Raw genomic sequence first — 26,389 nt, 5'->3', positions numbered from 1 at the left:
GAATGAGTCAAAAGATATTTCAACAAGCAGCCGTCGTTGCCAAGGAAATCGCGGAATCCATACAGCAGGTTGATGCTGTCCAGATCGAGGAATTAATTGAACGGATCGAGCAATCCGATGCTATTTTCTTGGCAGGGGGCGGCAGATCCGGTCTGATGATCCGAGCATTTGCGATGCGGTTAATGCAGATGGGATATAAGGTGCACATCGTCGGTGATACGGTAACTCCGGCCATCGGCGCGCGGGATTTACTATTTATCGGTTCAGGCTCCGGCGAAACGCAGAGCTTGGTGGCGATGGCTCAGAAAGCCAAGGATATCGGGTCGGCCGTAGCGGTCGTAACGGTGAAACCCGAATCACGTATCGGTCAGCTGTCGGATGCCATGGTTCAGCTTCCGGGCACAACGAAGGAGCAGAATCAGGATACTCTCGTCACCGTTCAACCGATGGCTTCATTATTTGAGCAAAGCATGCTGATCGTGCTCGATGCGGTTATCTTGAGATTAATGGAGAAGAGTGAGCTCCACTCGGACCAAATGTTTGGCCTGCACGCCAATTTGGAATAAGGTGCTATCATGTGATGTTTTCCACTTTTGTTGATATGCCCGCACCCGTTGTATACTATAGGCAAGAAGGGGTGATGCATTATGGCAAACGAGGTCAAGCAGCGAATTAATCTGAAGGAAATAAACTGCCATAAGGAGTTAACCCTGGCGGTTATCGGCGGCAAGTGGAAACTGATCATCCTATGGCATCTTGGCTTGGAGGGCGTTAAACGCTTCGGTGAACTGAACCGAATGATTCCCCACATCACGCAAAAAATGCTGACCAATCAGCTGCGTGAACTAGAGGAAGATCAGCTCGTTCATCGCATGGTTTATCCCGAGGTTCCGCCTCGAGTCGAATATTCGCTCACGCCTTATGGGGAGAGCTTGATGCCAATTTTGAAGTTGATGTACGATTGGGGAAAAGATTACGGCGAACAGGTCATCTGGAAAGACGGCGAGTTGCCTGAGAATAAAGACGATGAACAGGCAGCGGAACAAGCAGTCGCCCAGAAGCTGTAATTTCTCGAATATGTATGGATAAGCCTCCTTAAATTTTAAGGGGGCTTTTTAAATGAGGGATGCTGACTTCTGAAGAATTAAAAAACGGCGAACAAATAGGTTCGCCGCAGCTGGTTTGCGCTTCCTTGATCAATGTAATTATTGCTGGCTTTCGAGGTATTCAGCGAGTTGATCAAAAGTACCGCCAAATCCTTGTTTCACCATTGGAGCCATTTCATCAAACGCTGCCAGTTCTTCCGCAGTTGCGTTTATAGGGCCTCCCTGCATGGTAAGCGTCGTTTTTCCTTCGATTTCTTCAAATGTGATGATATTCATAATTTCAAGCGGCCAGTTTGCGTTAAAAGGTGCACGTATCGTGTTACCTTCCTCATCTGAGAATGATTGAACGAATACCAGTTTCTCAGGAACGATAACTTCCTGATATAGAAATTTACCCCACATGGCTTGGTTGCCGTCCGGAGACTTCTGACAACCTAGGAACATGCCTCCAGGACGTACATCCATTTTAATAACTTCTAAGGAAAAACCTTGAGGCCCCCACCATCTGCCGAAGTGTTCAGGGTCGGTCCAAACTTTAAAAACCAGTTCTCGAGGGGCATTGAAAACACGTGACAGAAGTAAGCCTTGTTTGCTTTGCTCAGTCATTTGAATTCCTCCTAAGAAGGTAGCGACTGCTACCTTTTCTTTTGTAATTTTTCCAAATAATCCTCAAGTTGATCTAAGCGCTTCTCCCAAATACCGCGGAACGATTCCAACCATTCGTCCATCCCTTGAAGCGGTTCAGGACGTAGTTTATAAGTGCGTCGATTAGCCTCTGCTTGGATTTCTACCAGTCCTGCTTCATACAATATTTTTAAATGTTTGGAAGTCTGAGGTTGCCGGATATGAAGACGATCAGCAATCTGACCGACGGTTGAAGGACCTTCTCATAATAGTTCGACAATCTGTAATCGGTTAGGTTCGGCTAGTGCGTTCAACGTTGTCTGTTTCATAGGACCTTACCCCCGATCTAGTTATTACAACGAACTTGATGCTTGAACTAATAGTTCAGATAGCAGTTCATAGTCTGGAGTATCATCTTTTCGAATTTTAAGCCATTTTCGTTCGGGTGGACCATCGAAATTTTTGGGGACTTCTAGATTTGTTGTGTTCATGATCATAAAAGCGATTGCATCTTTTGATGGTGAAATCACAGCTGCAAAATGTCCGTTTTTTAGAAAATGGGGTTTTTTGTACTGAATCCGTTCTTCTACCTCCGGAATGGCTTCATGGACCATGAGTCGAAGCTTTTTGCCGACTTCTACTTGCCATGGCAGACTAAGGTTTTCAATGAACGAAATTACTTCTTGGCTCATATCTTATCCTCCTTATTTGTGAAAATTAACCAATGATTGATTACAATATACCACCAAGGGAATATTCTTGTAAAGGAATATTTTGAATTGAATATTACCTCCTTAGAGGATTGTAACTGAACTAAATTTGACTATAAAGTGAGAACAATCGAGAGTAGTTTAACCGTATGTTGAGTACCACATGATAGTTTTACCGTAATACTATGTAAGCATAGAAAATGCGAGAATGACACGCACGGCTGCATGAATGCGGCATACGATCGTGGCGTAAATCTTCTCGCCTTAAGTTTTTCATTATCAATTTTTAATATTAATATTGATCTTCTTCTCTCCTCATGTGGTAGTGATGGCGATTTTCTCCTTTTCGTCTTGAGATGATTCATATTATATATACAAACGATTAGTGACACTTGACCAAAAGAAATTGGGCTAACAAGATAAAAGTTGAAAATAGTGAGGAATTAAACCTCCGGTACCTAAATACCGGGGGGGATTTTGCTTGCCGGATCATTATTTTGCACGGAAGGATTGACAATTTAATGGAGGAGATATAATATCATACCGTATAAATCGTAATAATTACGATTAAGGAATGGAGGAAGTTCAATAAATGAATAACAACAATAGGATTCCGGTTACTGTACTCAGCGGTTACCTCGGGTCAGGCAAAACGACGGTGCTGAATCATGTGCTACATAATCGCGATGGATTGAAGGTAGCGGTCATTGTGAACGACATGAGCGAAGTGAATATTGACGCGGATTTGGTTCGAGGGGAAGGGAGTCTGTCCCGAACGGATGAGAAGCTGGTCGAAATGTCCAACGGCTGCATCTGCTGCACGCTCCGGGAAGACCTGGTGCAGGAAGTTCAGAAGCTGGTACAGGAAAACCGTTTTGATTATATCCTCATTGAATCAACGGGTATCAGCGAGCCCGTGCCCGTTGCGCAGACCTTTGTCTATCCGGATGAGGTGTCCGGCGTCCAGTTGTCCGACCTTGCCCGGCTGGATTGCATGGTGACGGTTGTGGACGCGAACCGGTTCTGGAAAGACTTCTCTTCGGGCCAAAGCCTGCTCGATCGAAAGGAGGCGCTGGGCGATGAGGATACGCGGGAAGTCGTGGATCTGCTGATTGACCAGATTGAAATGTGTGATGTACTGCTACTAAACAAATGCGATCTGGTAAGCGAAGATGAATTGGCCAAGGTGGAAGGCATCCTTCGTAAGCTTCAGCCAAGCGCCAAAATCATACGCACCGAGAAAGGACAAGTCGCTCCTACGGAAATTCTGAATACCGGTTTATTCGATTTTGAAAAAGCCAGTCAGTCCCCCGGCTGGATTCAGGAGCTTCAGAAGGAAGAGCATGTGCCGGAAACGGATGAATACGGCATCAGCTCTTTTGTATATCGGAGAAGAAGACCGTTTCATCCGGAGCGCCTGGCAGAATTCTTGAGTGATTGGCCGGAAGAGGTCGTACGTGCAAAAGGGATCGCTTGGCTGGCTGTACGTGAGGATGTTGCGGCAAGTTTAAGTCAGGCCGGTCCTTCGATTCAATTCGGGCCTGCAGGATATTGGGTGGCTGCTTTAACCGAGCAGGAGCAGCAGGAGCTGATTCAGAGTGAGCCGGATGTGCAGAGAAAATGGGATGGCGCCTGGGGAGATCGGATGACGGAGCTCGTGATGATCGGGATTGGGATGGAACAGACCCAAATCGAACAGAAGCTGGACGAATGTTTGTTGAACGATCAGGAAATGCAGCTGGATTGGTCGACTTTTCATAATCCGCTGCCATGGATGGCCATCGAAGAGCTATCGCTGTAAGGCTATATTTTTTTGAATGAAATTAATCGTAATAATTACGAACAGTTGAGGGGCCACTCGTAGTGGCTTTGCTGTTCTTGATATACAGAGCGTATTGATGAATGTCGGATTAACATCTCCCACATGATCAGGTTTTCTAGAATATGATCCCCTTTTCGTAGACAGTGCTGAAGAAGAGCGCTACAGTTTACTTAAAGGGGATATTTGTCATGGAAAGTTCAACAAGTTATTCCCTGTTTATACGCATATTCTAATCCTTCATTCCGCTGCCCCAAGTATTCTGAATCGTATTTCATGTATAATAGGAAGTAGATTCCTAATTCAGTTATCTTAAAAGTTCAGTTTTCATTGAGAATGTAATGCTGACGCATGAACAACATAAAGCAGGAGGACAAGGTTATGGCAAAAGCAAAAGTTCCAAAGAGACCCACTAGAGATGAGTTTGTACTAGAAGAGCTCGGAAATCAGCTTACGGAAGCATACCAGGAGGAATCGGTCATCGTACTGACGGTCTGGGGATGGGAAGAAGCGGTCCGCGGACAAATCGATCAAATGGATTCCCGCACAGGGAAGGTGCATATGAAACAGAATGGCGTCATTACAAAGGTTCCTTTTATGGACATTATGGAAGTGAATTATCCTCGGGACTAATCCGAAGCATATCGAAAAAGGAGATCCTCTGTGGACCTCCTTTTTATTATATCTATTATCTATCCAACCAACCATCCAGCTTTCATTGCACCACGCCGCTTAGCAAGTCTTCCCACTCCTGGACGATGCGCGTTTTATTCAAACGATGGCCGATCAGCGTTAGATAGCCGCGCTGCAGCTGCAGCGTGCTTGGTTGGCACTCAAGCTGTGAACCCGCCCACTGAACTAGAGAGGGACCCGTCGAGAGATGAATGTAACCTTTGGCCCGAATCAGACTGGAGCCGAGAGCGGCGAGAAAAGTTTCAATTACGCTCATCTGAAGCGGGAAGGGAGATGGAGCAGATAATGTCAAGGTGTCCAGGCCCGTAAAGGAAGGGCTGCTGTGCCCGGACTCCTCTCCGTGCTGATGGCTATGGTGGTCAAGGTTAATGACTGTTCCCTCAGGGGCGTCGTGCCCATGCTTGCCGTGATCGTCAATCAGCGGTTTGTCCTGCTTACGATCCGCAAGATTCCCTTGCCTCCGGTTCGAAGGTGGAGACGAATGGATCCCATCCTCCCGGGGCTGAAGCTGAAGCGACGTAAACACTTCATTCTCATCCAACCGGCTGTAGTCGGTTACGGCCAGACTTGCCGTCGTGTTTATTTTTCGGATGGAGGTGATGACTTTGTTGATCTGTTTATCGTCGCAGTCCCCCGCCTTGTTCAGGATGATCATATCCGCGAAGCTAATCTGCCCCCTCAGGGTGCGGACCAGTTCACGGCTGGATGCGAAGTAGCTGTTGTATTCCAGAAATTTGCCGCAGTCGGCCAAGGCGATTTTGCGCTGGATTGAGATTTGATTAGACAGGGATGGATCCTGCAGATCCTCCAGGATCTGTTCAGGATTCGCCACGCCGGTCGTCTCGATGAATACGAGATCAGGCTTCTGATCGAACAGGGTCTGTAATGCTTGACCCAGCTCGTCTCGCCTGGTACAGCAGATACATCCGTCGAGCAGCTTCTCAATCGGAAGATCGGGCATTTCGCCGGAGACCGTATCGCCATCCACATCTTGTTCGCCCATCTCATTCATTAATACGGCGGTTCTCCACTGCCGCTTGGCGGCATACGCCAGCAGTCTGAGCAGCAGCGTGGTTTTGCCGCTTCCCAAAAACCCACTGATCAGTACAACAGGTATCTTGTTCATTTATTTGTTACCTCCCGGTATCGTTATGTTCGAATATAGTTCATCAAACTCCGCGACGGAGTCCGGATTCGTGAAAATGTAAGGGGATGCCGGCTGCTCAATCGGCTGAATCTGCTCCGCTTGAATTTGCAGAGTCTCTTTACCATTCAAGGTGGTAACCTGGATCGTGCCATCGATCTGAACCCACGTGTCATTAGCGAACGAGGCAGCATTTGTGCCGCGCACAAGAACCCCGAACGGGACAGCATCGGCCGTACAGCACATCACGAGGAATCGGCTGACGGCAAAGGTATCCTCATTCATATGCCCGTCGCGGAAGACGAAGCCTTGGACCGTGATGGCTTTACCTTGAAACTGCTCTTTATACATATCCATGGCCCCGACGGTTTCCGAGAAAATGTCCGGTTCCACCCGGATGACGGGCAGCGTATATAAGCGCTTGGCAAGCTCTGCAAACTCCACGCTATAGATGTCCGTGGCAACGAATCGTTCGTTTAATGTGAGGTCTTTTGGTGCTCCCTGATCAACTTCGGGTAATTGCTTATCCGTGCCCGAAAAGACGGAAGCGTTGCGGTCATCGGTTTTACGGCGTACATCGGGATTCGGATAGGTGTAGATCATGCCTTTTTTGGCAGCCATATCGCTGCCGAGGGCTTGGTCCGGCAGGAGCAGGCCAAACAGCAGCGGCACCATGAATAGCCCGTATACCGTTACGTTTTTGACAAGGCCGGCAGGAAGGGGGTGCTCGCAATCACACACCTCTCCGGAATCACCTGCAAGGGAATGCCACATCATGCCGAATGCAATGAACAACAGCGGAACCGGGCATAGAAGCAGCAGGGTCTGCATATGAGGCGCTAAGTAATATTCAAGCGAATCTGAAGCGTTCAGATGCATGATATAAGCGGCGAGAGACGCAACAAGCAGCGACCGGAGCGTATAGTGAATCCGTATCCTCAAACTGGACTTCATGGTCCCAATCACCTCCAATCTCAACGGGTACCTGGTGAGTCTGAACGGTCCCGGTAATCTCCTCTTCGTTTTTCGCAAATCTTCCTTCTCTCGCCAGCTAACCACCCAATAGAGCGTCAACGGCTACAGAGCCGATAAATACGAGCGTCATCACCAGCAGGCTTAAACCGATCACAAATTTGGTTTTGAAGGTAGCCGACAGCATGAGCAGGCTTTTGAAATCCAGCATCGGGCCGAGCACCAGGAAGGAAACAAGCGGGCCTACGGTAAAGGTATGCGTGAACGCCGATGCCACAAAGGCATCCGAAGTCGAGCAGAGGGACAGGATGAAAGCAAACCCCATCATGAACAAGTAAGAGGCGGCGGGACCGCTCCCCAATGCCAGCAGCTCCTCCCTTGGAATGAAGGATTGGATGCAGGCCGTCAGGAATGCGCCAAGAACCAGGTATTTGCCCATCTCAATCAGTTCGTCTCCGGCGTGGACAAACATGCTTCTCCATGTTTTGGGATGCTCATGCAGCTTGCGTCCGCCATTGGCGGAATCACGTTCGGAAAACTCTTGAAAAGAACGCTTGAGCGGGTTGCTCCTTGAAAAAACATAGACGAGCAAACCTACCGTCACCGCGACTGCAAAAGCCAGTCCCATCCGGCCGATCGTCACTTCGGGATGCGAACGGAAGGCCATGATCGTTGCAGCGAACACAATGGGGTTCAGGATGGGACCGCTGAGGATAAAGGTTACGGCGATGTAGGCAGGCATCCCCTTGAGCATCAACCTTCGGACGACCGGGATCATACCGCATTCACATATGGGAAACATGATCCCCAGCATGGAAGCGAACAGGACGCCGACGACCGGATTTTTGGGCGTGATACGACGCACCCATTGTTCTTTGACGAACATTTGCAGGAGGGACGAAATTAGCACCCCAAGCAGCACAAACGGAAGTGCCTCAAGGAAAATACCCGTAAAAATGGTTTTTACCTGCTGTATGTCATGGCTTGAGATTAGACTTGAATCCTTCTGCAGCCATATCGTCAAGACCGGAATCACGAAGACAAGCGGAATAATGAAGGGCAGCATTCTGAAGATTACCGGATATTTCATTTGGGCCTCCTGGAGCGATTTGATCTTAGGACATTCTATGCTTGTACCATCAGCAACATACGTGATTCCCCTAAATTAATCAAAAAGATTACGATTTAAAATGGTCAGTTTCGTAATCGGTAGCGCGATGTCCAAAGTCGTGGTATATTAAAAAAAGTTATCTATGTGTTACTGGCGTAGCTTGGGGTACCAAGAGGGAGCACATAGGATCATATGCCGTACGCCTGGGCAAGAGGTAAGGAGACGATGAAGTCGCCTTGCCTCTTTATGTTTTTTAAATACAATGGCGAAGGAGCGGATTAGCATGAGTAAGGAACCCGTAATTTTGGATGGAAAAAAGGTATCCGACGATATCAAGGCCAAGCTGGCCGTAAAGGTACAGGAATTGAAGCAGCAAGGGGTAACGCCTTGTCTGGCAACGATTCTGGTTGGCGATGATCCTGCCTCGGCGACCTATGTGCGGATGAAGGGAAATGCTTGCGAGCGGCTTGGCATCATATCGAAGAAAGTGGTACTGGAGACATCGACAACGACAACAGAGCTGATTGCCGCGATCCAAGAGCTGAACGAGGATCCGAATGTCCACGGCATTCTGCTGCAGCATCCGGTTCCGCATCATATCGATGAACGGGCGGCTTTTGATTCTATTGATATTGAAAAAGACGTGGATGGAGTGACCACGCTTGGTTTCTCGCAAAATGCGTTTGGTTTTGCCGATTACCCGTCTTGTACGCCTGCCGCGATTATTGCGATTATGGATTATTATGATCTGCCGATCGAAGGGAAGCATGCCGTGGTGGTCGGACGCAGTCCGATTCTGGGTAAGCCGGTATCGATGATGCTGCTTAATCGCAATGCTACCGTTACGATCTGCCACTCGAGAACGAAGAACCTTGGGGAGATTGTGTCCCAGGGGGATATCGTGGTTGCGGCCGTAGGCAAGCCTAATTTCATTCAAGGGGACTGGATCAAGCCGGGAGCCGTCGTATTGGATGCCGGCTATAATCCAGGCAATATCGGCGACTGCGATTACGAAGCCTGCGCGAAGTTGGCATCCGCAATTACACCAGTACCTGCCGGTGTTGGCCCCGTTACGATTGCTACATTGCTGAAGCATACCGTCGAATCGGCTGAGCGAACCGTGCAAGCCTAACAGTAACCATGTAATAACGGGATAAGGCACGGTTCATTTGCGCGTCCCGAAAGGGGAGTTGCATGGAGAATCCCCCTTTGAATCGCTTCGTTCCCCGCTAGAGTCTGGAACGCAGAAAAGTATTGCCCATCAAAGGCTCGGGGTGAAGTCTGCATTTCACGGATGCCCAGACGTCATGTTATAGTTAGGAAAAAGTGAAATCGAAGGGGAGAGATTCATGCACAAACGAATCATTGCCTGTTGTGTGGCGGAGCAAGGAGCTGCGGAGGTTTATCCGTTCGGTGCAGCGCCGCAAACGGCTCCCGGGAGAACCGAATGAAGAACACGATTGCAGATATTGCCAAAAAAGCCGGAGTTGCCAAAAGCACGGTCTCCCGTTTCTTAAACGGAGGTTCCGTCAGTCATGCGACACGCCAAAAGATTGAGCTGGTCATTCAGGAAACCGGCTATATTCCGAATTCGTTCGCACAGAGCTTGAAAGCGAAAAAAACCAACATGATCGGCACCATTGTGCCGCGTCTGGATTCATTCTCAGCATCGCAGACCGTTGCCGGCATGGATGAAGAATTAAGGAAACACGGTTATCATCTTCTCATCATCAATGCAAGCCAGGATTTATCCAGGGAGATAGAAGCGCTGTATGATCTCGCTAGGCAAAAAATATCTGGCATTATTTTATTCGCCACCCAGGTGACGGAAACACATCTTGCCGCGATTAAAGAGATCAGCATTCCCGTCATTCTGCTCGGACAACAGCATAAGGAGGTCCACAGCATGATTTATAACGACCATGCCGCAGGCTATGACATGGGCCGATATGTGCTGTCCAAGGGACACCGTCATATAGCTTATATCGGTGTGACGGAAAAAGACGTTGCTGTCGGAGTTCAGCGGAAAGAAGGGTTTCTGAAGGCGTTAAGCGAGTATGACGGGGTGGAAGCGATTTTCTATGAAAGTGGATTTAAGATGGCGGATGGAGTTGCGGAGGCTTTGGCTGTTTTTGAGCAAAACCGAACGATGCCTACTGCGGTGGTCTGCGCTACTGACAACATAGCGCTGGGCGTGATGAAAGCGGCGCACATGAGAGGCATTCATATTCCCAACGAACTCTCCGTTACCGGCTTTGGCGGATACGACGTAACCGAAGTGATTCATCCCGGATTGACAACCGTTAAATATGGATATTCCCAAGCGGGCCACCTCGCAGCTCAGCATATTATAAAGCTGGTCAACGACGAGCCTGTGGATTTCCTGACGGTCATGAATTGCGATATGATTCATCGGGAAAGCGTTGACAATCTAAATTAGGTATTTTATACTGAAAAAAACGGAACCGGTTCCAATACTGTTTTTGCCTGGTATTGGAGCTGAGTTCATTATTTTTACCTCGAATTGGAACCGGTTCCACTGCAAGTGAATCAGGCTGGTGTTCACGCACAGCATGATCCGTTTGTTGCTATTAGAAAGCCCATTTACAAGGAGAAGAGACATGGACAGAGAACGGAAATACCGACGCCTGGATCAGGCCTCTCCCGAAGAGATTTCCTCCTTAAAGGAGCAAGCAAAACAAAGCGAATGGAGGCAGAGGTTTCACATACAGCCCATCATGGGCTTGTTGAATGACCCCAACGGATTTTCTTATTATAACGGGGAATATCACTTGTTTTATCAATGGTTTCCGCTGGGTACGTTTCACGGCTTGAAATACTGGTACCACACCTCCTCCAAGGACTTGGTGCACTGGCAAAACAAAGGCATTGCCATTGAGCCCGGGCACTCGTTTGACGCATATGGCGCCTATTCGGGAAGTGGGATCGTGAAAGACGACATACTGTATTTGATGTATACCGGGAACACCCGGGATGAGGGATGGAACAGGCATTCTTATCAATGCATGGCGGTGATGGACCGCGTTGGCACCATTACGAAATTCGATCAACCGCTGATTGACCGTGTGCCGGACGGATATACCGAGCACTTCCGGGATCCGAAGGTATGGAAAGACGAAGACCTGTTCCGGTTCGTCATCGGCGCCCAGAGGGGTGATCAGACAGGAACGGCTGTTGTCTATGAATCACCGGATTTGCTGGATTGGACATGCAAAGGGGAAATCCAAACCCGTCTTGGACATTTCGGCTATATGTGGGAATGCCCCGATTATTTTGAACTGGAAGGACAGGGCGTGCTGCTGTTTTCACCGCAGGGGCTGAGTCCGCAAAACGACGAATTCCGGAACATTTACCAATCCGGCTACATCTCGGGCAAACCGCTGGATCGGGATACGCTGGAGTTTGAACACGGCCCTTTTTACGAACTGGACCGAGGTTTTGATTTTTACGCACCGCAGACCATGCTGGATGAGAAGGAGCGGCGCATCCTGGTAGGCTGGATGGGTTTGCCGGAGGTTGTCTATCCAACGGACTCGCATGGCTGGGCCCATTGTTTGACTCTTCCGCGTGTGCTCACTTTCCGTGAGGGCAAGCTGATTCAGCAGCCGGTCCCCGAGTTGGAAACGCTTCGTGGGACAGCCATGGAAGCAGCGGATACGTTATACAGCGAGGTGAAGAATTATACAGGGTTAGAAGGGACCGTATTCGAGATGATATGCGAGTTCCATGCGATCGAAGCGGACGTTGTCGGCATTGAATTTCGAGCCGGCGAAACGGAGCGCACAGTCATTTGGTATGACGCTGTCAGGCAGAAGGTTACACTGGATCGCTCATCATCGGGTGCAACGATTGTGAGTGATTACGGAACGACACGAACCTGTATGCTGCATAATAAAGCAGACTCGATCAAATTCCATCTCTTTGTGGATATTTCTTCGGCAGAAGTGTTCGTCAATGATGGCCAAGAGGTGTTTACGAGTCGGATATTTCCCAAGGAGGACAGCCGTCATATTCGATTTTTTGCAAAGAACGGCAGCGCCGGCTTGAAGGTCACGAAGTGGGATCTTGCCCAAGCCGTAAAAGATATAGAAGGGGATGAATGAACATGGCAGCGGATCATCGGAAAATTGCAAGGCAGGTAGTGGAAGCCATCGGTGGCAGGGAGAACATTGCTTCCTTTGCTCACTGTGCTACGAGACTCCGAATTATGGTTCACGATCAGAAGAAGATAGACCAGAAGAAGGTCGAGAATATTGATAAGGTTAAAGGCGCTTTTTTTAACTCCGGACAATATCAAATCATTTTCGGAACAGGAACCGTTAATCAGATTTTTGAAGCGGTTGAATCGCTTGGGCTGGAGAGCACAAGCAAGGATGAGTTGAAGTCCGAGGCGAAAAAATCAGGGAATCCGTTTCAGCGGGCGATTCGTACGTTCGGTGACGTGTTTGTGCCGATTATCCCGATATTGGTCGCCACAGGTTTGTTCATGGGATTACGGGGATTATTGACGCAAGAAACCGTCCTGGCCTGGTTTGGAGCGGTACCGGATGATATCTCGCCTAATTTTCTGCTCTTCACCCAGGTACTGACGGATACGGCTTTTGCTTTCTTGCCGGCATTGGTGGCATGGTCCGCATTCAGGGTGTTCGGAGGCAGCCCCGTGCTCGGTATCGTGCTGGGTTTGATGCTGGTTAACCCGGCTCTTCCCAACGCTTACAGCGTGGCGAACGGTTCGGCCGAAGCACTCATGCTCTTCGATTTCATTCCGGTTGTCGGATATCAGGGCTCGGTCCTGCCAGCCTTCTTCATCGGACTCCTTGGCGCGAAATTCGAGAGATTTTTGAGAAAACGCATTCCTGAAGCTATTGATTTGATCGTTACGCCATTTTTAACCTTGCTCGTTATGATCGTCCTTGGTCTGTTCGCAATTGGACCCGTGTTCCACTCCTTGGAAGAGGTCGTGATGAACGTGACGACTTTCTTGCTGGAGCTGCCGTTCGGCATTGCGGGTCTTGTGATCGGCTTTTTTAACCAGATCATTGTGGTCACCGGTGTGCATCATATTTTTAACTTCCTTGAAATTCAGCTTCTTGAGAAGACGGGAAGCAATCCGTTTAATGCGATCGTGACAAGTGCCATGGCAGCGCAAGGTGCAGCTTGTCTCGCTGTCGGACTCAAGACGAGAAATAAAAAACTGAAGGCGTTATCCCTGCCATCAGCATTCTCGGCCATGCTGGGAATTTCGGAGCCTGCGATCTTCGGGGTCAACCTCCGTTACGTCAGACCGTTCGTTATCGCCTTGATCGGCGGCGGCGTGGGCGGTTTCATGGCTTCCATCTTCCAGCTTGAGGCTACGGGTATGGCGATTACCGTTATTCCGGGTACGCTCTTATACTTGAACAGCCAGCTTCCACTTTATATTTTGTGCAACGTAACCGCGATGGCTCTAACTTTTGTGCTGACTTGGCTGTTCGGATTCAATGATAAAATGCTCGACGAGGTTCGCTCGGAAGCGAAATAAAGACCACAGAAGAAGTCCGTCTGTTATAGGCGGGCTCTTTTGTCGTTAGATAAGAAAATTACAGCACATGCACGAAATGTTAATGCAGATGGTATTATTAATTCATCCATATTTGATATCGTGAAAACCGTGCACCGGCGCGGTTTTTATGCATGTTCGGAAAGCGTCCGAGCGACCTTGCTGAAATTATGGCTTGCTCTGAAATGCTTTTCATCATTTACAATAGGGGTACTGGCTAGCATATACGGAAGAGAGGCGAGTTTTCATTGAATAAAAAAATCATATTTTTTGATATTGACGGGACGCTGCTGGATCATGAAAAGAAGGTTCCAGCGACAACAAAGGAGTCTATTCGAGAGTTAAAGGAAGCCGGACACATCGTCGCCATAGCGACAGGGCGCGCCCCTTATCATTTTGAAGAGCTGCGGGAGGAGCTCGGGATCCATTCCTATGTTTGTTTGAATGGTCAGTATGTGGTTCATGAAGGCAAACCGATATATGGAAATCCATTGGCGCAAGATGCCTTGCAGCAGCTGACGGAGCAGGCCGTGGAGCTTGACCATCCGATCATATATGCCGGCAGTGAAGCCATGAAGATGAACGTAACCGAGCATGTTCATATCGATTCCAGCTGGGGAGAACTGAAACTTACGATTCCGGAATATGATCCCGAATATTACTTGGGCAGAGACATTTATCAGGCCATTGTATTCTGCACGGAGGATGAGGAAGCAGATTACGTAAAAAGATTCGATGGCCGGTTCGATTTCGTGCGCTGGGGCCCCTATGGAATTGACGTGTTACCGGCAGGGGGATCCAAAGCAGAAGGAATCAAACCATTAATTCAGCTGCTGCACATCGATCTGGAGAATACCATCGCTTTTGGCGATTATCTGAATGATCTGGAGATGCTGGCATACGTGGGCCACGGCGTGGCGATGGGCAATGCGCCGGAGATGGTCAAGCAGGCGGCCAGACATATAACCCGCGATGTCGGTCAAGACGGAATACAATACGGACTTCGCATGCTCGGTTTGCTGGGCAAGGAGCCGCAGGAGATCGTGTAGTTTTTCGAAAGCGGCTGGTTTGACAGCGAAGCAACATCACTTGGAATGTGTAAATGAGATGAGAGTATATAAAAAGGTTATCTTATGGTCTGGGACTGTCCCGACTGTAGGATAACCTTTTTTACATGAAAGGGCAGGCCTCAACGTGGCCTGCTGCCTGGTTTAGCAGCCTTGCAACTTGTATTAAACGAAAAATAATAGTAAATAATTATTATTTGACTATATACATTAGTGTGTGACATACAGTATAATAATTTCCAGGAGATGATGATATGTCAGAGGATCAAGACATTCTACACAGTTTGGTGCAGGAGCTTCGGCGAGGAACCATCATTCTTGGTGTTCTCAGCCAGTTGTCGGAACCTCAGTATGGATATTCATTGGTGACCATATTGCAGGAGAAGGGGATCAGCGTGGAAGCGGGTACCCTGTATCCCTTGCTGCGGCGATTGGAGAAACAAGGTCTGCTGGATAGCGAGTGGGATACGAATGAAGCTCGTCCGAGGAAATATTACATCATAAGTCAGACAGGCAAGGATATATATCGGCAGCTCTACCATGAATGGAAGGATATGATGACAAGTCTGGAGGGACTTGTTGATAACAAGGGGGAGTCAGGTAATGGATCTGATTAACAGGTATATTTATGCGGTGACACAGAAGCTGCCCGAATCGCAAAGGGCTGAGATTGAAAAGGAGCTTCACGGACTCATCGAAGACATGCTGGAAGACCGGAGAGCCGGCGGTGAGATCGCAAGCATTGCAGATGTGGAACAGGTGCTGATCGAGCTCGGGCCACCCGGGGAAATGGCAGCAAGATACAGAGGGAGAGAGCGTTATCTCATTGGTCCCGGTTTGATTGACAGTTATTGGGCTGTTCTGCGGATTGTATTGTACTCGGTCGCCGTCGCTCTTGGTATCTTCTACATTGTTGATTTCTTTGCAAGCCCGGCTCCCACCGCCGAGAAGCTTCTGGAGTACTTCGTCTCCCTGCTGAGCGTGGGTATCCACGGGTTTGCTTGGGTGACCGTTATCTTTGCCTATATCGAATACCGCGGTGCACGACAAGTCTCCAAAGGCCCATGGAAACCATCCGATTTACCTGCAATTCCGGAACCAGCCGATCGGATTAAACCGATCGAGCCGGTGCTGGGCATCCTGTTTACCGTGCTGTTCTTCGTCCTGTTCACGTTTTCCATTAATCTGATCGGTGTTCATCGATTCGATGAAAACTCGATCGCCATTCCGGTGTTTGAACAGGCTGTCTTTGCCAAGTATTTGCCGCTGATCTGGCTTCTTACCGCCTTCAGCATATTCAATGAAGCCATGAAATTAATCACAAGAAAGTGGACGCCGCAGCTCGCCGTCATGCATGTCATATTTAACGTCGCTTCCGTTATCGTTGCCGTGATCCTGTTCTCCGATATGACGATTTGGAATCCGACATTCATGGATCAGCTCGTTCAAGCCGGTCTCGTAACACCGGGAGATGAAGCGTATGAAACCGTAAAATCAATTTGGGATCGATCCAGGGACGGACTCATTTACATCATTGTGGTCATTACCCTTATTGATACCGTATCTGTCGTGATGAAACGGTTTCGGGGAAAGGAAGGAAATACGACGTTAACCAAGTAAAAATAAAAGTGTTGAAGCAAAGAGTATCCCAAAAGATCTTGGATCTGGCGGGATGCTCTTTTTTGTTGTTAGGAGACACCATAGGAAAACGAATCGTTCCTCATCCACTTTTGCCGCCATTCGCCATTAACGAGGACAACCTCCCTTGCGTCACGGTGTACTTACAAGGTTGGCTAGACCATGAACGACACGAAGTAAAATGGATAAGCATAGGATAAGGGGCGACGCAAATATTTTTTTTGACAAAAATGTGAATGATGTGTGTCAAAATTATGTACAATGGTGTTATAATAAGGTAAGAGCTAGATGAAAACCCTTACAGAATGAACGGAGCTGATTAATATGAAATACGCGATCCATTACTCTACAAGAATGAAAGACGTTATTTTATTTTCCTTTGTCATTAGCATTATCCTGTTCCAGGTAGCGACCTTGACCGAATATTCCTATCCTGTTCTATTCTATATGCAGATGGCGGTGAACGTCGTTGTTGTTGCGGCACTAGCTATTGAAGGGTATGCCCGATTGGTGAAACGGGAAGTGAATATTCAGGAGACTTCGGATACGATTACAATCAATGGCGTAGAGATTCATGCGGACCAGATACGTGAGATCAAGGTTTCCGGATGCCATAAAGCCGCATTCCAAATAAACCTTAAGGACAAGAACGTGAATCCAATGTATTGCTGCTTTAAATTTGAAGAGAAAAATTGCGATGGGATTCGGAGTCTTACGCGTTGGGCCGAGCGGAACCAGATTTCCGTGCGTAAGGTCGGACCGCAAACCCGTTCCGGTTTGGTTCTCTCATCTAACAATTAATATGCTGAGTTTATATCAATGATATAGAAGCACCTGAACCTTCGATGAATGGGGTCAGGTGCTTCTTTGTTTTAGTTGGAGATGTATGGTTTTTCTGGACATATGCACTTATGCGTAACTGAGCAAGTAAATATGCTATGACCGTTTGTTATTTTCGTCCCGGAATAAGCATGGGCCTGAAATCTGGGCCCGTACTTTATGTTCTGTTCATTAATAAGCAGGCGTTCCTTGTTACGTTTGCAGCTTAGCTGCTGCAGCCGCCCCCGCAGCCACTTCCGCAAGAGGACCCGCTGCTGCAGGATGAACCGCTGCTGCAAGAGGATCCGGATCCATCGCCTGAGGACCCATCACCCGAATCCGATCCGCCGGACCCGCATGCCGAAGCGTAGGTACAGGAGGAGCTGCTGTTGTTTTTATGAAGCTCGCGCTCATCAGGGATCATATGGTCACCAAATTGTTCCGGTGTGTTCCAGGCAAAATAGACGGCCGCTGCCAGGAGCACATCACTATTTCGGAAATTGACCTGCTTCTCATGACGCGCCGGCTCTTCTTGGGCGGTTCGAACCCGATCCTGCAGATCCTGGATGATAGCATCAATGGCCGTACGCGCTGCTGGGATCTTTTCATAGGTCCAGACATTAAAGCGCTTCTGTCCATGATTCACGGTGAAATGACGGGAAGTGCAGACCTCCAGCTCTTCGCGCGGCAGAAAGCTCCCCATAGTTTGGCGCTGTATTCATGCCAGCCGAATAATTGTACATATACCGTATCAAACCACGCGCGTTCATTCGGAATCGGTACATGTTCGCTTCCGGTGTTTGGGGCGTGGTGAAGCATTTTACCAAGAAAGCGTTCCGAGAATTGTTGGTACTCGTATGTATACATCAGCATTTCATGCCATACTTCATCCACGTCTTTGCTGAACATCGGGACACGATCCAGCACGGCGCACATGATGAAGAACCGTTTGAGCTCCTGCCATCTCCATTCATACTCCTGTTCGGACAGATTCGGATGCTCACTCATCACTCGCTGCTTCAGCATGTTCTGATAGGTGTAGGGCAGCGCGGCTTCCAGTCTCCCGACAAGCTCACTCGCCGGGTTTCCCGCTTTGACGATCGGCGGCAGCTCGGGTATCTTCCCGAGGCCAAGCTTATTGCCTTTAGGCAGCTGCTGTCCGCTGTGTCTGCGTAACGAGCGTTTCACGAAAAAAGAAATAATCCATACATCCACCACAATGAATAAAATAATCAGTATCCAGGTTGTTGAGTTCATAACATGTTCCTCCTGTCTTTTTAGTGTTCGGAGGTCGGCTTATAATTTCTCTCCTGAGTAAATTATTGCAAATGTCATGAGTGTTGGCAATTGAAATTGGAGAATCGATTATAACTTGAACATGGGTGCTTCTTTATGATACATTCCGTGTGTGTCTAGCGTATTTTTTTCATGTAGATATGATCTTGATGGATGGCAATTACGTTTACTTTAGGAGCATACATATGTTAACAGGTTGGAAACTATCCGTATTAGGTATTATTATTGTAGGCATTATCGGCATCGTTGCATCTATTACCGGTCTGATCGAGCCTGGTCGGGCGATTGCGCTCTTCGTGGTCTTCGTACTGTTTATCGGGGCGCTGGAGCTGCTGGAACGAATCAAGAGCCGCAGAAAGAAGAAGGGGGAAGTGCGATCTTCCAAATAAAAAAGCAAAGACAGCAAGGAGGGAGCTTGTGAATTGGGTAGCCGTACAGCCATACTACAAAATCAACCGAGTTGTGGATGGCATCGAACAACGAACGGAAGAGCAGGGGCGGGAGATGTTCCTGTACGAGGATCGAATCGTAACGAAATACCGGGAGTTCCCGATTAAGCAGGTGTTTGACCTGTCGTATCGGCCGATGGGAGACGGCGGGGGTTTCTTATACTTGCACACCCAGCAAGGCGTGTATTCGTACACGGTGAAGGATGATCCGGGTTCATTCATATCGGCATTTAAAAATCTCTAATGGCATGATCCATAATAAAACTGGTCTCAGGTCCAGTTCATATCCTCGCCTACAGCACGTTTGCGAAAACCACGTTGTCATATAAGCTGATACTATATTCTAGGGACGGATTAGGGGGACAGGGGTGGATACGCTATTAGATTTTATTGAACAGATCGGGCACTATGCATTATTCCTCGTATTGTGTCTTGGATTGGTCGGTCTTCCTGTGCCTAATGAAGTCGTGGCAATGACAGGCGGAGCGTTAGCGGCATCCGAAATTTTAACGCCGTTTCCGTCTTTTATCATGACGTTTCTTGGCGTGTGCTCGGGATCGACGGTAGGTTACATGCTTAGCCGCTTTACCGCGAGCAAGCTGTTAAACCGCGTAGGGGAAAAGTCGAAAATACGCCAGTTTCTCGATGTATCCGAACGGTTGACCCGCCAGTATGGCAATTACGCCATATGCATCAGCGCTTTTTTGCCCATCTTGCGCAACGTGACGCCCTATGCGGTTGGCATGAAAGGGATGCCGTATCGCCGATTTGCGATGTATTCGTATTCCGCGTCCTTTGTATGGACCATCGGTTATTTCTCTTTGGGCATGTTTGTCGGCGATCAGGTCGTCGATCATATTGGAGTACTGATTAACCGGTACGGATACTATGCAGCGGGAATCGTTGCGGTGCTTGCTGTCATCCTGATCATTTCGTGGTTGATACGAAGAAATAAACGAAGCAAAGAAGAGAATACTGAAATCCAAATTCACGGATAAACGATTCTGATCCATGGGTTATGGCTGATCCGGTAAGGGGTCGGGTGATTTGCGAATGATTTTCACATATTCCCGGGGAGAGAACCAGTGAGATCCATCTTGGGAAGTCTGCATTTGATATACGCCGTTTGGCGGGTTATCCTGTCGGTAGACGGGCTGCGTGTGAATATGGGTCACGATGGCCGCCGCCAATACCACGAGAAAGATGAAAGCGCAAACAGCCGCTTTTTTGATCATCATGGGAACCACTCCTTTACATACAGTGATTTCCCAACGGACCTCTTTTCATTCCAAGATACCTTTGACAAAGCTTTGATCTCAAGATATACTGATTTTCAGTGTGATTCGAAAAAATACCATATGGTTTTACCTGGAGGAGCCTGCCATCAACGGGCTCTTTTTGTGTTTTTTTGGACTTATGCCTAAATAATGGGGAAATACTACTAATGAAGGAAAAATCGGACTATAGGAGGAGTAGACTTTGTCTTTGCTGCACATCGCCGTAATGGCACCTTTTATTGTAGCGCTTGTAGTTATGCTGACTTACAAGCTCATTGGCCGTGTCCACACCGGGTGGGTCATTTTGCCGGTACCGGTTGTTCTGTTCGCCTATTTTTTAGGACTTATCCCAACCATTCAGGGAGGTGAACAGCTTCAAGCCGTTCTGGAATGGATTCCAAGCGTGGGAATAAACTTTACCGTTTATTTGGATGGATTAAGTTTAATTTTTGCACTTTTAATATCCGGTATTGGTTCACTCGTTGTACTGTACTCCATCTTCTACATGGATAAGAACAAGGAAGCGGTCCACAAATTCTACATTTATCTGCTTCTGTTCATGGGCGCCATGCTTGGGGTTGTGCTCTCCGACAACCTGATGGTGCTGTACGGCTTCTGGGAACTGACAAGTATTTCGTCATTCCTGCTGATTGCATTCTGGCATCATCGGGACCGCTCCAGATACGGAGCATTAAAATCCATGCTGATTACCGTGTTTGGCGGACTTGCCATGTTCGCAGGGTTTATCCTTTTGTACATCATGACGGGTACCTTCAGCGTGCGGGAGATCGTGGCGAATGTGGGGAGCATTGCGGGAGACGCGCTGTTTATCACAGCCATGATTTTGATCCTGCTGGGGGCATTCACCAAATCCGCGCAGTTCCCATTCCATATCTGGCTGCCGGATGCGATGGAAGCACCGACCCCGGTTAGTGCTTATCTGCACTCCGCTACGATGGTTAAGGCCGGGATCTATCTGGTTGCCAGGTTTAGCCCGGTGTTTGCCGGGCAAGCTTCCTGGTTCTGGATCATTGCGATTACGGGCTTGACCACGCTGATCTACGCTTCGATCCGTGCGATCAAGCAGACGGATCTGAAAGCACTGCTGGCATTCTCCACCATCAGCCAATTGGGGCTGATTATGAGTTTGCTCGGTCTTGGCTCTGCCGCAGCTTATTATGGAGGCGGCGTGGACACGCTGCTCTACACCAAAGCGACGACGGCAGCCATCTTCCATTTGATGAACCATGCCATATTCAAGGGCGCTTTGTTTATGGTCGTTGGCATCGTGGATCATGAGACGGGCACACGGGATCTGCGGAAGCTCGGCGGTCTGATGTCGCTCATGCCGATCATGTTTACCGTGGCCGTCATTGGAGCTTTTTCCATGGCCGGTCTGCCTCCGTTCAACGGATTCCTGAGTAAAGAGATGTTCTTTACGGCGGTCGTTCAAGCGTCTCAAATGAATTTCTGGAATGGTGAGACCTGGGGCGTGCTGATCCCGGTCGTTGCCTGGATCGCCAGTGTGTTTACGTTCCTGTACAGCATGATCCTGGTCTTCAAAACCTTCACGGGACGCTTCCAGCCTGAAAAACTGGAGAAGAAGCCGCACGAAGCACCGCTGGGGATGCTGATTCCTCCGGTCATTCTGGCATCGCTCGCCATCGTGTTCGGTCTGTTTCCGAACCTGCTGTCCCATGCACTCATCGAACCGGCGATGGCCGCGATTCATCCAGGGCTGCTCGCGGCAGAAGATCGTTTTCACGTGCATATCGAGATGTGGCACGGCTGGACAACGGAGATTTTTATGACCATCGGCATCATTGTTCTCGGTACCGTTCTGTATAAGCTTCACGGCAGAGCACGTATATTGAATACATCGCTAACGAAGCGAGTGACATTGAACAAGCTGTATGACGGGGGATTGCGGGCCCTCGAAAGAGGCGGCGAAACGCTGACCTCAACCTACATGACAGGCTCGCTCCGTCATTACGTGATTTATATTTTTGTGTTTTTCATTGCCGTTCTTGGCGGGGGACTTCTGCTGGCCGATCATATTGGATTTGATATGACGGACTACGCACCGATGTCCTTCTATGAGGCCGTTGCCATCCTCGGCCTGGTGATCCCGGTCATTGCGCTGCCGTTCGTCCGGACACGACTGATGGCGATCATATTAACCGGTGCTGCCGGCTACATGGTGACCTTGTTCTTCGTTCTGTTCCGGGCTCCGGATTTGGCGTTGACTCAGATGGTCGTCGAGACGGTATCCGTCATGCTGTTCCTGCTATGTTTCTATCATCTGCCGAAGCTGAAGCGGGAGAAGGTGCCAATGAGCCTGAAGTGGAGAAATCTGCTCATATCGGTAGGCGTCGGTGCTGTCGTAACCTTGATCGCGCTGGCCGCAAGCAGCGGCAGAACCTTCGACTCCATCGCGGATTACTTCATTAAAGAGAGCTACCACTCGGCAGGCGGTAAAAATATCGTCAATGTCATTCTGGTGGACTTCCGCGGATTTGATACCTTGCTTGAAATTACGGTTCTTGGCATTGCATCCCTTGGGATATATGCCTTGATCAAAATCGATTTGGGTGAAGGGATTCTGGGTGAGCGGGATCGATATGAAGGGGCATATCTGCCCAACAGCAATGATGTCATTCTTCGAACCATATCCAAGGTGGTTATCTTTATCGTGGTAACCTTCTCCTGGTTCCTGTTCAACTCGGGACATCATGAGCCGGGCGGCGGATTTATCGGAGGGCTGATGACTGCTGCCGCACTGGTTCTGTTATCGATGGCTTTCGGCATGGATATGACCCGAAAGATCGTGCCCTTCGAGTTCCGAAAGGTTACGGCGGCGGGGCTTGCCATCGCACTGCTTACGGGGATCGGCTCTTTTGCCTTTGATGCACCGTTCTTAAGTCATTCCTTCGGTTACTTCAACCTGCCATTGCTCGGGGAAACCGAGCTGGCTACTGCGGTTCTCTTCGACCTCGGCGTCTATTTGGCCGTCGTTGGCGTGACGATGACCATCATCAATTCGATTGGGAGGGATAACTGACCATGGAACTATATATGTCGCTTGCCATCGGGATCATATTTGCGGTTGGGATATACCAGATCTTATCCAAAAGCTTGCTGCGGATTATTCTCGGTACTTCACTGTTAACCCATGGGGTCCATCTACTGCTGCTTACCATGTCGCGGCTGAAGACCGGTGCTGCTCCGCTGCTTGGCGAGAAGGCTTCCTCTTACGTTGACCCGGTTCCACAAGCGTTGATTCTGACATCCATTGTCATTAGCTTCGGCGTCACATCGTTCTTCTTCGTACTGGCGTATAAAGCGTATCAACGCTTGGGCACGGACAACATGGAGGAGCTAAGGGGGATGGATGATGAATAATGTAATTGTTCTGCCCCTCCTTATTCCGCTGGTTACAGCCGTTATTCTTATTTTCTGCTCCAAGTACGTCCGCGCACAGCGCTGGATCAGTGTGGTCAGTGTCATACTAAACCTGCTTGTGGCGTTGTTCATTGTGAATCAGGTAAACCACGAAGGCATTCAGACGCTTTATATGGGCGGATGGCTGCCGCCGTATGGGATCGTGTTTGTAGCCGATATGCTCGCGGCGCTGCTGGTGCTTACGACGTTGATTGTGGCGGCTGCCTGTCTGTTCTATTCCTTTCGGAGTATCGGGGAAGAGAGAGAGAAGCATTACTTTTATGCCTTTTTTCAATTTTTGCTGGCCGGCGTGATCGGATCGTTCCTGACAGGGGATCTGTTTAATCTGTTTGTCTGTTTTGAGGTCATGCTGATCGCTTCCTACGCCTTGATCGTACTGGGCGGCACCAAGCGGCAGCTGAGAGAAACCCTGAAGTACATGCTGATTAATATTATTTCATCCACCCTGTTTGTTGCAGCCGTTGCTTATTTGTACGGGACGGTTGGCACGCTGAATATGGCGCATCTATCCCTGCGTGTGGCGGAAGTACAGCAGGATGGAATTTTGTCGGTCATCGGCCTGTTGTTCCTGATTGTATTCGCCTTGAAGGCGGGCTTGTTCCTGTTCTTCTGGCTGCCTGGCTCCTACAGCGCACCTCCGGCGGCCGTTACGGCTTTGTTCGGCGCGCTGCTTACGAAGGTTGGGTTATATGCGATTATCCGAACCTTTACGCTGATCTTCCATCACGACACCGGCGGCATCCATGTCGTCATCGGCTGGATGGCCGCGGCAACGATGATTCTGGGCAGTTTGGGCGCGGTTGCGTATAAGGATCTCGGACGCATTCTGAATTACAATATCATCATTAGTGTTGGCTTCATCGCCTTTGGTGTGGCGGTGGCCTCCTCCGACTCCTTGAACGGAGCCGTATTCTACTTGATGCATGACATGATTGCAAAGGCACTGCTCTTTATTCTAGGCGGTATCATCATGGCTCGTGCAGGCACGAACAAGCTGAGCGAGATGGGCGGGCTGATGAAGCGCCATCCCTTGGTGGGATGGATGTTCTTTATCGTTGCCCTGGCGCTGGTCGGCATCCCGCCTCTTAGCGGATTCCTAGGCAAAGTGCTTATCGTCCGCGGCGGATTGAGCGAGGGTCATTATGTGTTAACGGGACTGGCACTGGCATCAAGCTTGGCGGTATTGTATTCCCTGATCAAAGTGTTTATGGGGGCATTCTGGGGCGAATCACCTAGACAGCAAGAATCGAAACCGGTTAGAATCCACAGAACAGCTTATGCGGCAGCTATCGGGCTAACGGTTATGGTGATTGTCCTTGGGGTGGGCTCGGAGTGGATTTATTCCTATACCTCTCAAGCAGGCGCCGTATTATCCGACCCATCACTATATATTAACGCTGTATTAAAGGAGTAGTGGATATGGGCCATCAAATCCTGTTAAATATCATTATTGCTGTTGTCTGGATGTTCTTGAACAATAACTGGTCCCCCCAGCAATTTATCATCGGCTATCTGATCGGAATCTTGCTGATTTTTCTGCTGCGACGCTTCTGGCCGAACGATTTCTATTTGCGCAAGCTCTGGTCCATCATCCTGCTGCTGCTATTGTTCCTAAGGGAACTGTTAAAATCGAGTTTCACCGTAATCGGACAGATCATAAGGCCGAAGCTGAATGTTCGTCCCGGCATCTTCGCCTATTCAACCGAGCTGAAATCCGACTGGGAAATTACGGTGTTATCGTGCCTGATCTGCTTGACGCCAGGAACGCTTACCCTGGAAGTGTCTCGCGATGGTCAGACGCTGTATATTCATGCGATGGATATTGAAGACGTCGAAGAGCTGTCGAATCAGATCCGCGGTACCTTCGAACGCGCGATCAAGGAGGTGACCCGCACATGATCCAAAGCATCCTGATTGCCTCTCTGGTGATTTTGTCGCTTGCAATACTGGGCTGCTTGTACCGATTAATCAAGGGACCTTCCATGAACGACCGGATCATGTCGCTGGATACGATTGGAATTATACTGTTGTCCATGATCGCTGTCCTGTGCATGCTGTTCCGGACAACCGTCTATTTCGATATCATTCTGCTGATCGGGATTCTTACGTTTATCGGAACGACGGCGCTTGCCAGATATATCGAGAGGGGTGATGTCATTGAACGCACAAACGATGAGTCAGATCGGTGAATTTCTGATCGCGCTGATGGTGCTGCTCGGAGCTTTACTTGGTGCATTGAGCGCATTTGGCCTTATCCGTCTGCCGGATGTTTACATGAGGTCCCATGCAGCTACGAAAAGTGCTACGCTGGGCGTCCTCTTGATCCTTGCAGGCGCATTCCTGTATTTCACCTTCTACCTGGAGCATGTCAGTGCCAAACTGCTGCTGGGAATCGTATTCGTATTCATTACGGGGCCGGTAGCAGGTCACTTGAACGGGAGAGCGGCCTATCGATCAGGCGTGTCCATGTGGGAGAACAGCGTTCTCGATGACCTTAAGCCTGAACTCAAGCGCGAACGTGAGCGGATGCGCGCTTCCCGGAAGGGGGAGCACTCCGAGAAGGGGTGACCTCGAACAAAAAGGCTACGATTTGAAATATCGGGAATATGAAAAACGGGCTTCCCGCGAACTTGGGAAGCCCG

At 49.0% G+C, this 26,389-nt stretch carries 29 protein-coding genes, 1 pseudogene and 1 riboswitch; of the genes and pseudogenes, 21 read left to right on the top strand and 9 right to left on the bottom strand.

The window, feature by feature from the left end:
* Positions 1-2: 2 nt before the first annotated feature.
* Together hxlB and OHJ21_RS11890 are read left to right on the top strand one after the other, a co-directional pair.
* The gene (gene hxlB / locus OHJ21_RS11895) at positions 3-566 is read left to right on the top strand and encodes a 6-phospho-3-hexuloisomerase (protein ID WP_100537833.1); all 564 of its coding nucleotides are present in this window, start codon (positions 3-5) and stop codon (positions 564-566) included.
* Positions 567-647: 81 nt separating this feature from the next.
* Complete coding sequence (locus tag OHJ21_RS11890; RefSeq protein WP_100537832.1) at positions 648-1,067, top strand: winged helix-turn-helix transcriptional regulator; 420 nt, start codon at positions 648-650, stop codon at positions 1,065-1,067.
* 138 nt (positions 1,068-1,205) lie between these two features.
* Here OHJ21_RS11890 and OHJ21_RS11885 read toward each other — a convergent pair whose 3' ends face one another.
* The 3 genes and pseudogenes from OHJ21_RS11885 to OHJ21_RS11875 form a co-directional block, all read right to left on the bottom strand.
* Positions 1,206-1,712 carry an SRPBCC family protein gene (locus OHJ21_RS11885; protein ID WP_486020139.1) on the bottom strand — a complete coding sequence of 169 codons (507 nt, stop codon included), beginning with the start codon at positions 1,710-1,712 and terminating at the stop codon, positions 1,206-1,208.
* Between the two features lie 29 nt (positions 1,713-1,741).
* A pseudogene (locus tag OHJ21_RS11880) lies at positions 1,742-2,059 on the bottom strand (ArsR/SmtB family transcription factor).
* A gap of 24 nt (positions 2,060-2,083) precedes the next feature.
* Positions 2,084-2,422 carry a DUF1801 domain-containing protein gene (locus tag OHJ21_RS11875; protein ID WP_486020138.1) on the bottom strand — a complete coding sequence of 113 codons (339 nt, stop codon included), beginning with the start codon at positions 2,420-2,422 and terminating at the stop codon, positions 2,084-2,086.
* Positions 2,423-3,032: 610 nt separating this feature from the next.
* Between OHJ21_RS11875 and OHJ21_RS11870 the strand changes: the two genes are divergently transcribed.
* Entirely contained in the window at positions 3,033-4,241 is a 1,209-nt protein-coding gene (locus tag OHJ21_RS11870) for a GTP-binding protein (protein ID WP_100537829.1), read from the top strand.
* Between the two features lie 399 nt (positions 4,242-4,640).
* A complete protein-coding gene (locus OHJ21_RS11865) occupies positions 4,641-4,892 on the top strand; it encodes a YolD-like family protein (RefSeq protein WP_090908448.1) in 252 nt (83 codons plus the stop codon).
* Between the two features lie 82 nt (positions 4,893-4,974).
* On the opposite strand, the gene OHJ21_RS11860 is transcribed toward OHJ21_RS11865, so the two are convergent.
* The 3 genes from OHJ21_RS11860 to OHJ21_RS11850 form a co-directional block, all read right to left on the bottom strand.
* The gene (locus OHJ21_RS11860) at positions 4,975-6,078 is read right to left on the bottom strand and encodes a CobW family GTP-binding protein (RefSeq protein WP_486020135.1); all 1,104 of its coding nucleotides are present in this window, start codon (positions 6,076-6,078) and stop codon (positions 4,975-4,977) included.
* Positions 6,079-7,050 (bottom strand): TIGR03943 family putative permease subunit, encoded by a 972-nt coding sequence (locus OHJ21_RS11855; RefSeq protein ID WP_486020133.1) that lies wholly within the window; start codon positions 7,048-7,050, stop codon positions 6,079-6,081.
* A gap of 97 nt (positions 7,051-7,147) precedes the next feature.
* Positions 7,148-8,158: a permease gene (locus OHJ21_RS11850; RefSeq protein ID WP_486020132.1), complete on the bottom strand. Its 1,011-nt coding sequence runs from the start codon at positions 8,156-8,158 to the stop codon at positions 7,148-7,150.
* A gap of 157 nt (positions 8,159-8,315) precedes the next feature.
* A riboswitch (ZMP/ZTP riboswitch) is annotated at positions 8,316-8,395 on the top strand.
* A gap of 67 nt (positions 8,396-8,462) precedes the next feature.
* Between OHJ21_RS11850 and OHJ21_RS11845 the strand changes: the two genes are divergently transcribed.
* From OHJ21_RS11845 to OHJ21_RS11810, 8 genes are all read left to right on the top strand, one after another.
* The gene (locus tag OHJ21_RS11845) at positions 8,463-9,311 is read left to right on the top strand and encodes a bifunctional 5,10-methylenetetrahydrofolate dehydrogenase/5,10-methenyltetrahydrofolate cyclohydrolase (protein ID WP_486020131.1); all 849 of its coding nucleotides are present in this window, start codon (positions 8,463-8,465) and stop codon (positions 9,309-9,311) included.
* Between the two features lie 315 nt (positions 9,312-9,626).
* Complete coding sequence (locus tag OHJ21_RS11840) at positions 9,627-10,619, top strand: LacI family DNA-binding transcriptional regulator (RefSeq protein WP_486020130.1); 993 nt, start codon at positions 9,627-9,629, stop codon at positions 10,617-10,619.
* A 181-nt stretch (positions 10,620-10,800) separates the two neighbouring features.
* Positions 10,801-12,303: a glycoside hydrolase family 32 protein gene (locus tag OHJ21_RS11835; RefSeq protein ID WP_486020129.1), complete on the top strand. Its 1,503-nt coding sequence runs from the start codon at positions 10,801-10,803 to the stop codon at positions 12,301-12,303.
* On the top strand, positions 12,300-13,721 hold the full coding sequence (locus OHJ21_RS11830; protein WP_394055045.1) for a sucrose-specific PTS transporter subunit IIBC: 1,422 nt from the start codon (positions 12,300-12,302) through the stop codon (positions 13,719-13,721). The genes OHJ21_RS11835 and OHJ21_RS11830 overlap by 4 nt, the downstream gene beginning before the upstream one ends.
* A gap of 266 nt (positions 13,722-13,987) precedes the next feature.
* Entirely contained in the window at positions 13,988-14,788 is an 801-nt protein-coding gene (locus OHJ21_RS11825) for a Cof-type HAD-IIB family hydrolase (RefSeq protein ID WP_326113173.1), read from the top strand.
* Between the two features lie 272 nt (positions 14,789-15,060).
* Positions 15,061-15,423 (top strand): PadR family transcriptional regulator, encoded by a 363-nt coding sequence (locus OHJ21_RS11820; RefSeq protein WP_100537819.1) that lies wholly within the window; start codon positions 15,061-15,063, stop codon positions 15,421-15,423.
* Positions 15,410-16,426, top strand: a complete 1,017-nt coding sequence (locus OHJ21_RS11815; RefSeq protein WP_486020128.1) for a hypothetical protein — start codon at positions 15,410-15,412, stop codon at positions 16,424-16,426. The genes OHJ21_RS11820 and OHJ21_RS11815 overlap by 14 nt, the downstream gene beginning before the upstream one ends.
* Before the next feature lie 342 nt (positions 16,427-16,768).
* Positions 16,769-17,245: a hypothetical protein gene (locus tag OHJ21_RS11810; RefSeq protein WP_127593660.1), complete on the top strand. Its 477-nt coding sequence runs from the start codon at positions 16,769-16,771 to the stop codon at positions 17,243-17,245.
* 244 nt (positions 17,246-17,489) lie between these two features.
* Here OHJ21_RS11810 and OHJ21_RS11805 read toward each other — a convergent pair whose 3' ends face one another.
* Positions 17,490-17,909 (bottom strand): hypothetical protein, encoded by a 420-nt coding sequence (locus OHJ21_RS11805; protein ID WP_486020127.1) that lies wholly within the window; start codon positions 17,907-17,909, stop codon positions 17,490-17,492.
* Positions 17,906-18,520, bottom strand: a complete 615-nt coding sequence (locus OHJ21_RS11800; protein ID WP_486020126.1) for a glycine-rich domain-containing protein — start codon at positions 18,518-18,520, stop codon at positions 17,906-17,908. The genes OHJ21_RS11805 and OHJ21_RS11800 overlap by 4 nt, the downstream gene beginning before the upstream one ends.
* 224 nt (positions 18,521-18,744) lie before the next feature.
* On the opposite strand from OHJ21_RS11800, the gene OHJ21_RS11795 reads away from it, so the two are divergent.
* The 3 genes from OHJ21_RS11795 to OHJ21_RS11785 all read left to right on the top strand — a co-directional run bounded on the left by OHJ21_RS11795 (position 18,745) and on the right by OHJ21_RS11785 (position 20,006).
* Positions 18,745-18,948 carry a hypothetical protein gene (locus OHJ21_RS11795; RefSeq protein ID WP_486020125.1) on the top strand — a complete coding sequence of 68 codons (204 nt, stop codon included), beginning with the start codon at positions 18,745-18,747 and terminating at the stop codon, positions 18,946-18,948.
* 28 nt (positions 18,949-18,976) lie between these two features.
* Positions 18,977-19,252, top strand: coding sequence for a hypothetical protein (locus tag OHJ21_RS11790; protein ID WP_071220365.1), 276 nt, complete (start codon positions 18,977-18,979; stop codon positions 19,250-19,252).
* A 124-nt stretch (positions 19,253-19,376) separates the two neighbouring features.
* The gene (locus OHJ21_RS11785; RefSeq protein ID WP_100537814.1) at positions 19,377-20,006 is read left to right on the top strand and encodes a DedA family protein; all 630 of its coding nucleotides are present in this window, start codon (positions 19,377-19,379) and stop codon (positions 20,004-20,006) included.
* Positions 20,007-20,024: 18 nt separating this feature from the next.
* Here OHJ21_RS11785 and OHJ21_RS11780 read toward each other — a convergent pair whose 3' ends face one another.
* A complete protein-coding gene (locus OHJ21_RS11780) occupies positions 20,025-20,246 on the bottom strand; it encodes a hypothetical protein (protein ID WP_486020124.1) in 222 nt (73 codons plus the stop codon).
* Between the two features lie 241 nt (positions 20,247-20,487).
* Here OHJ21_RS11780 and OHJ21_RS11775 point away from each other — a divergent pair, with 241 nt between their 5' ends.
* The 6 genes from OHJ21_RS11775 to mnhG are packed head-to-tail and all read left to right on the top strand — an operon-like array spanning position 20,488 to position 26,315.
* Entirely contained in the window at positions 20,488-23,346 is a 2,859-nt protein-coding gene (locus OHJ21_RS11775) for a Na+/H+ antiporter subunit A (RefSeq protein WP_486020123.1), read from the top strand.
* 2 nt (positions 23,347-23,348) lie between these two features.
* Positions 23,349-23,687: a Na(+)/H(+) antiporter subunit C gene (locus tag OHJ21_RS11770; protein ID WP_071220369.1), complete on the top strand. Its 339-nt coding sequence runs from the start codon at positions 23,349-23,351 to the stop codon at positions 23,685-23,687.
* On the top strand, positions 23,680-25,161 hold the full coding sequence (locus OHJ21_RS11765) for a Na+/H+ antiporter subunit D (RefSeq protein ID WP_486020122.1): 1,482 nt from the start codon (positions 23,680-23,682) through the stop codon (positions 25,159-25,161). Before OHJ21_RS11770 ends, OHJ21_RS11765 begins: the two co-directional genes overlap by 8 nt.
* Positions 25,162-25,166: 5 nt before the next feature.
* Entirely contained in the window at positions 25,167-25,646 is a 480-nt protein-coding gene (locus OHJ21_RS11760) for a Na+/H+ antiporter subunit E (protein ID WP_100537810.1), read from the top strand.
* Complete coding sequence (locus OHJ21_RS11755; RefSeq protein ID WP_100537809.1) at positions 25,643-25,936, top strand: Na(+)/H(+) antiporter subunit F1; 294 nt, start codon at positions 25,643-25,645, stop codon at positions 25,934-25,936. The genes OHJ21_RS11760 and OHJ21_RS11755 overlap by 4 nt, the downstream gene beginning before the upstream one ends.
* A complete protein-coding gene (mnhG, locus tag OHJ21_RS11750) occupies positions 25,920-26,315 on the top strand; it encodes a monovalent cation/H(+) antiporter subunit G (protein ID WP_100537808.1) in 396 nt (131 codons plus the stop codon). The genes OHJ21_RS11755 and mnhG overlap by 17 nt, the downstream gene beginning before the upstream one ends.
* The last annotated feature ends 74 nt before the right edge of the window (positions 26,316-26,389 follow it).

The organism is Virgibacillus sp. LDC1 (genome assembly GCF_025792345.1).
In the GTDB taxonomy this organism is placed as follows: Bacteria; Bacillota; Bacilli; order Paenibacillales; family Paenibacillaceae; genus Paenibacillus_AQ; species Paenibacillus_AQ lautus.
The sequence above is the reverse complement of the archived record's forward strand: the minus strand, read 5'-3'. Positions and strand labels throughout refer to the sequence as shown.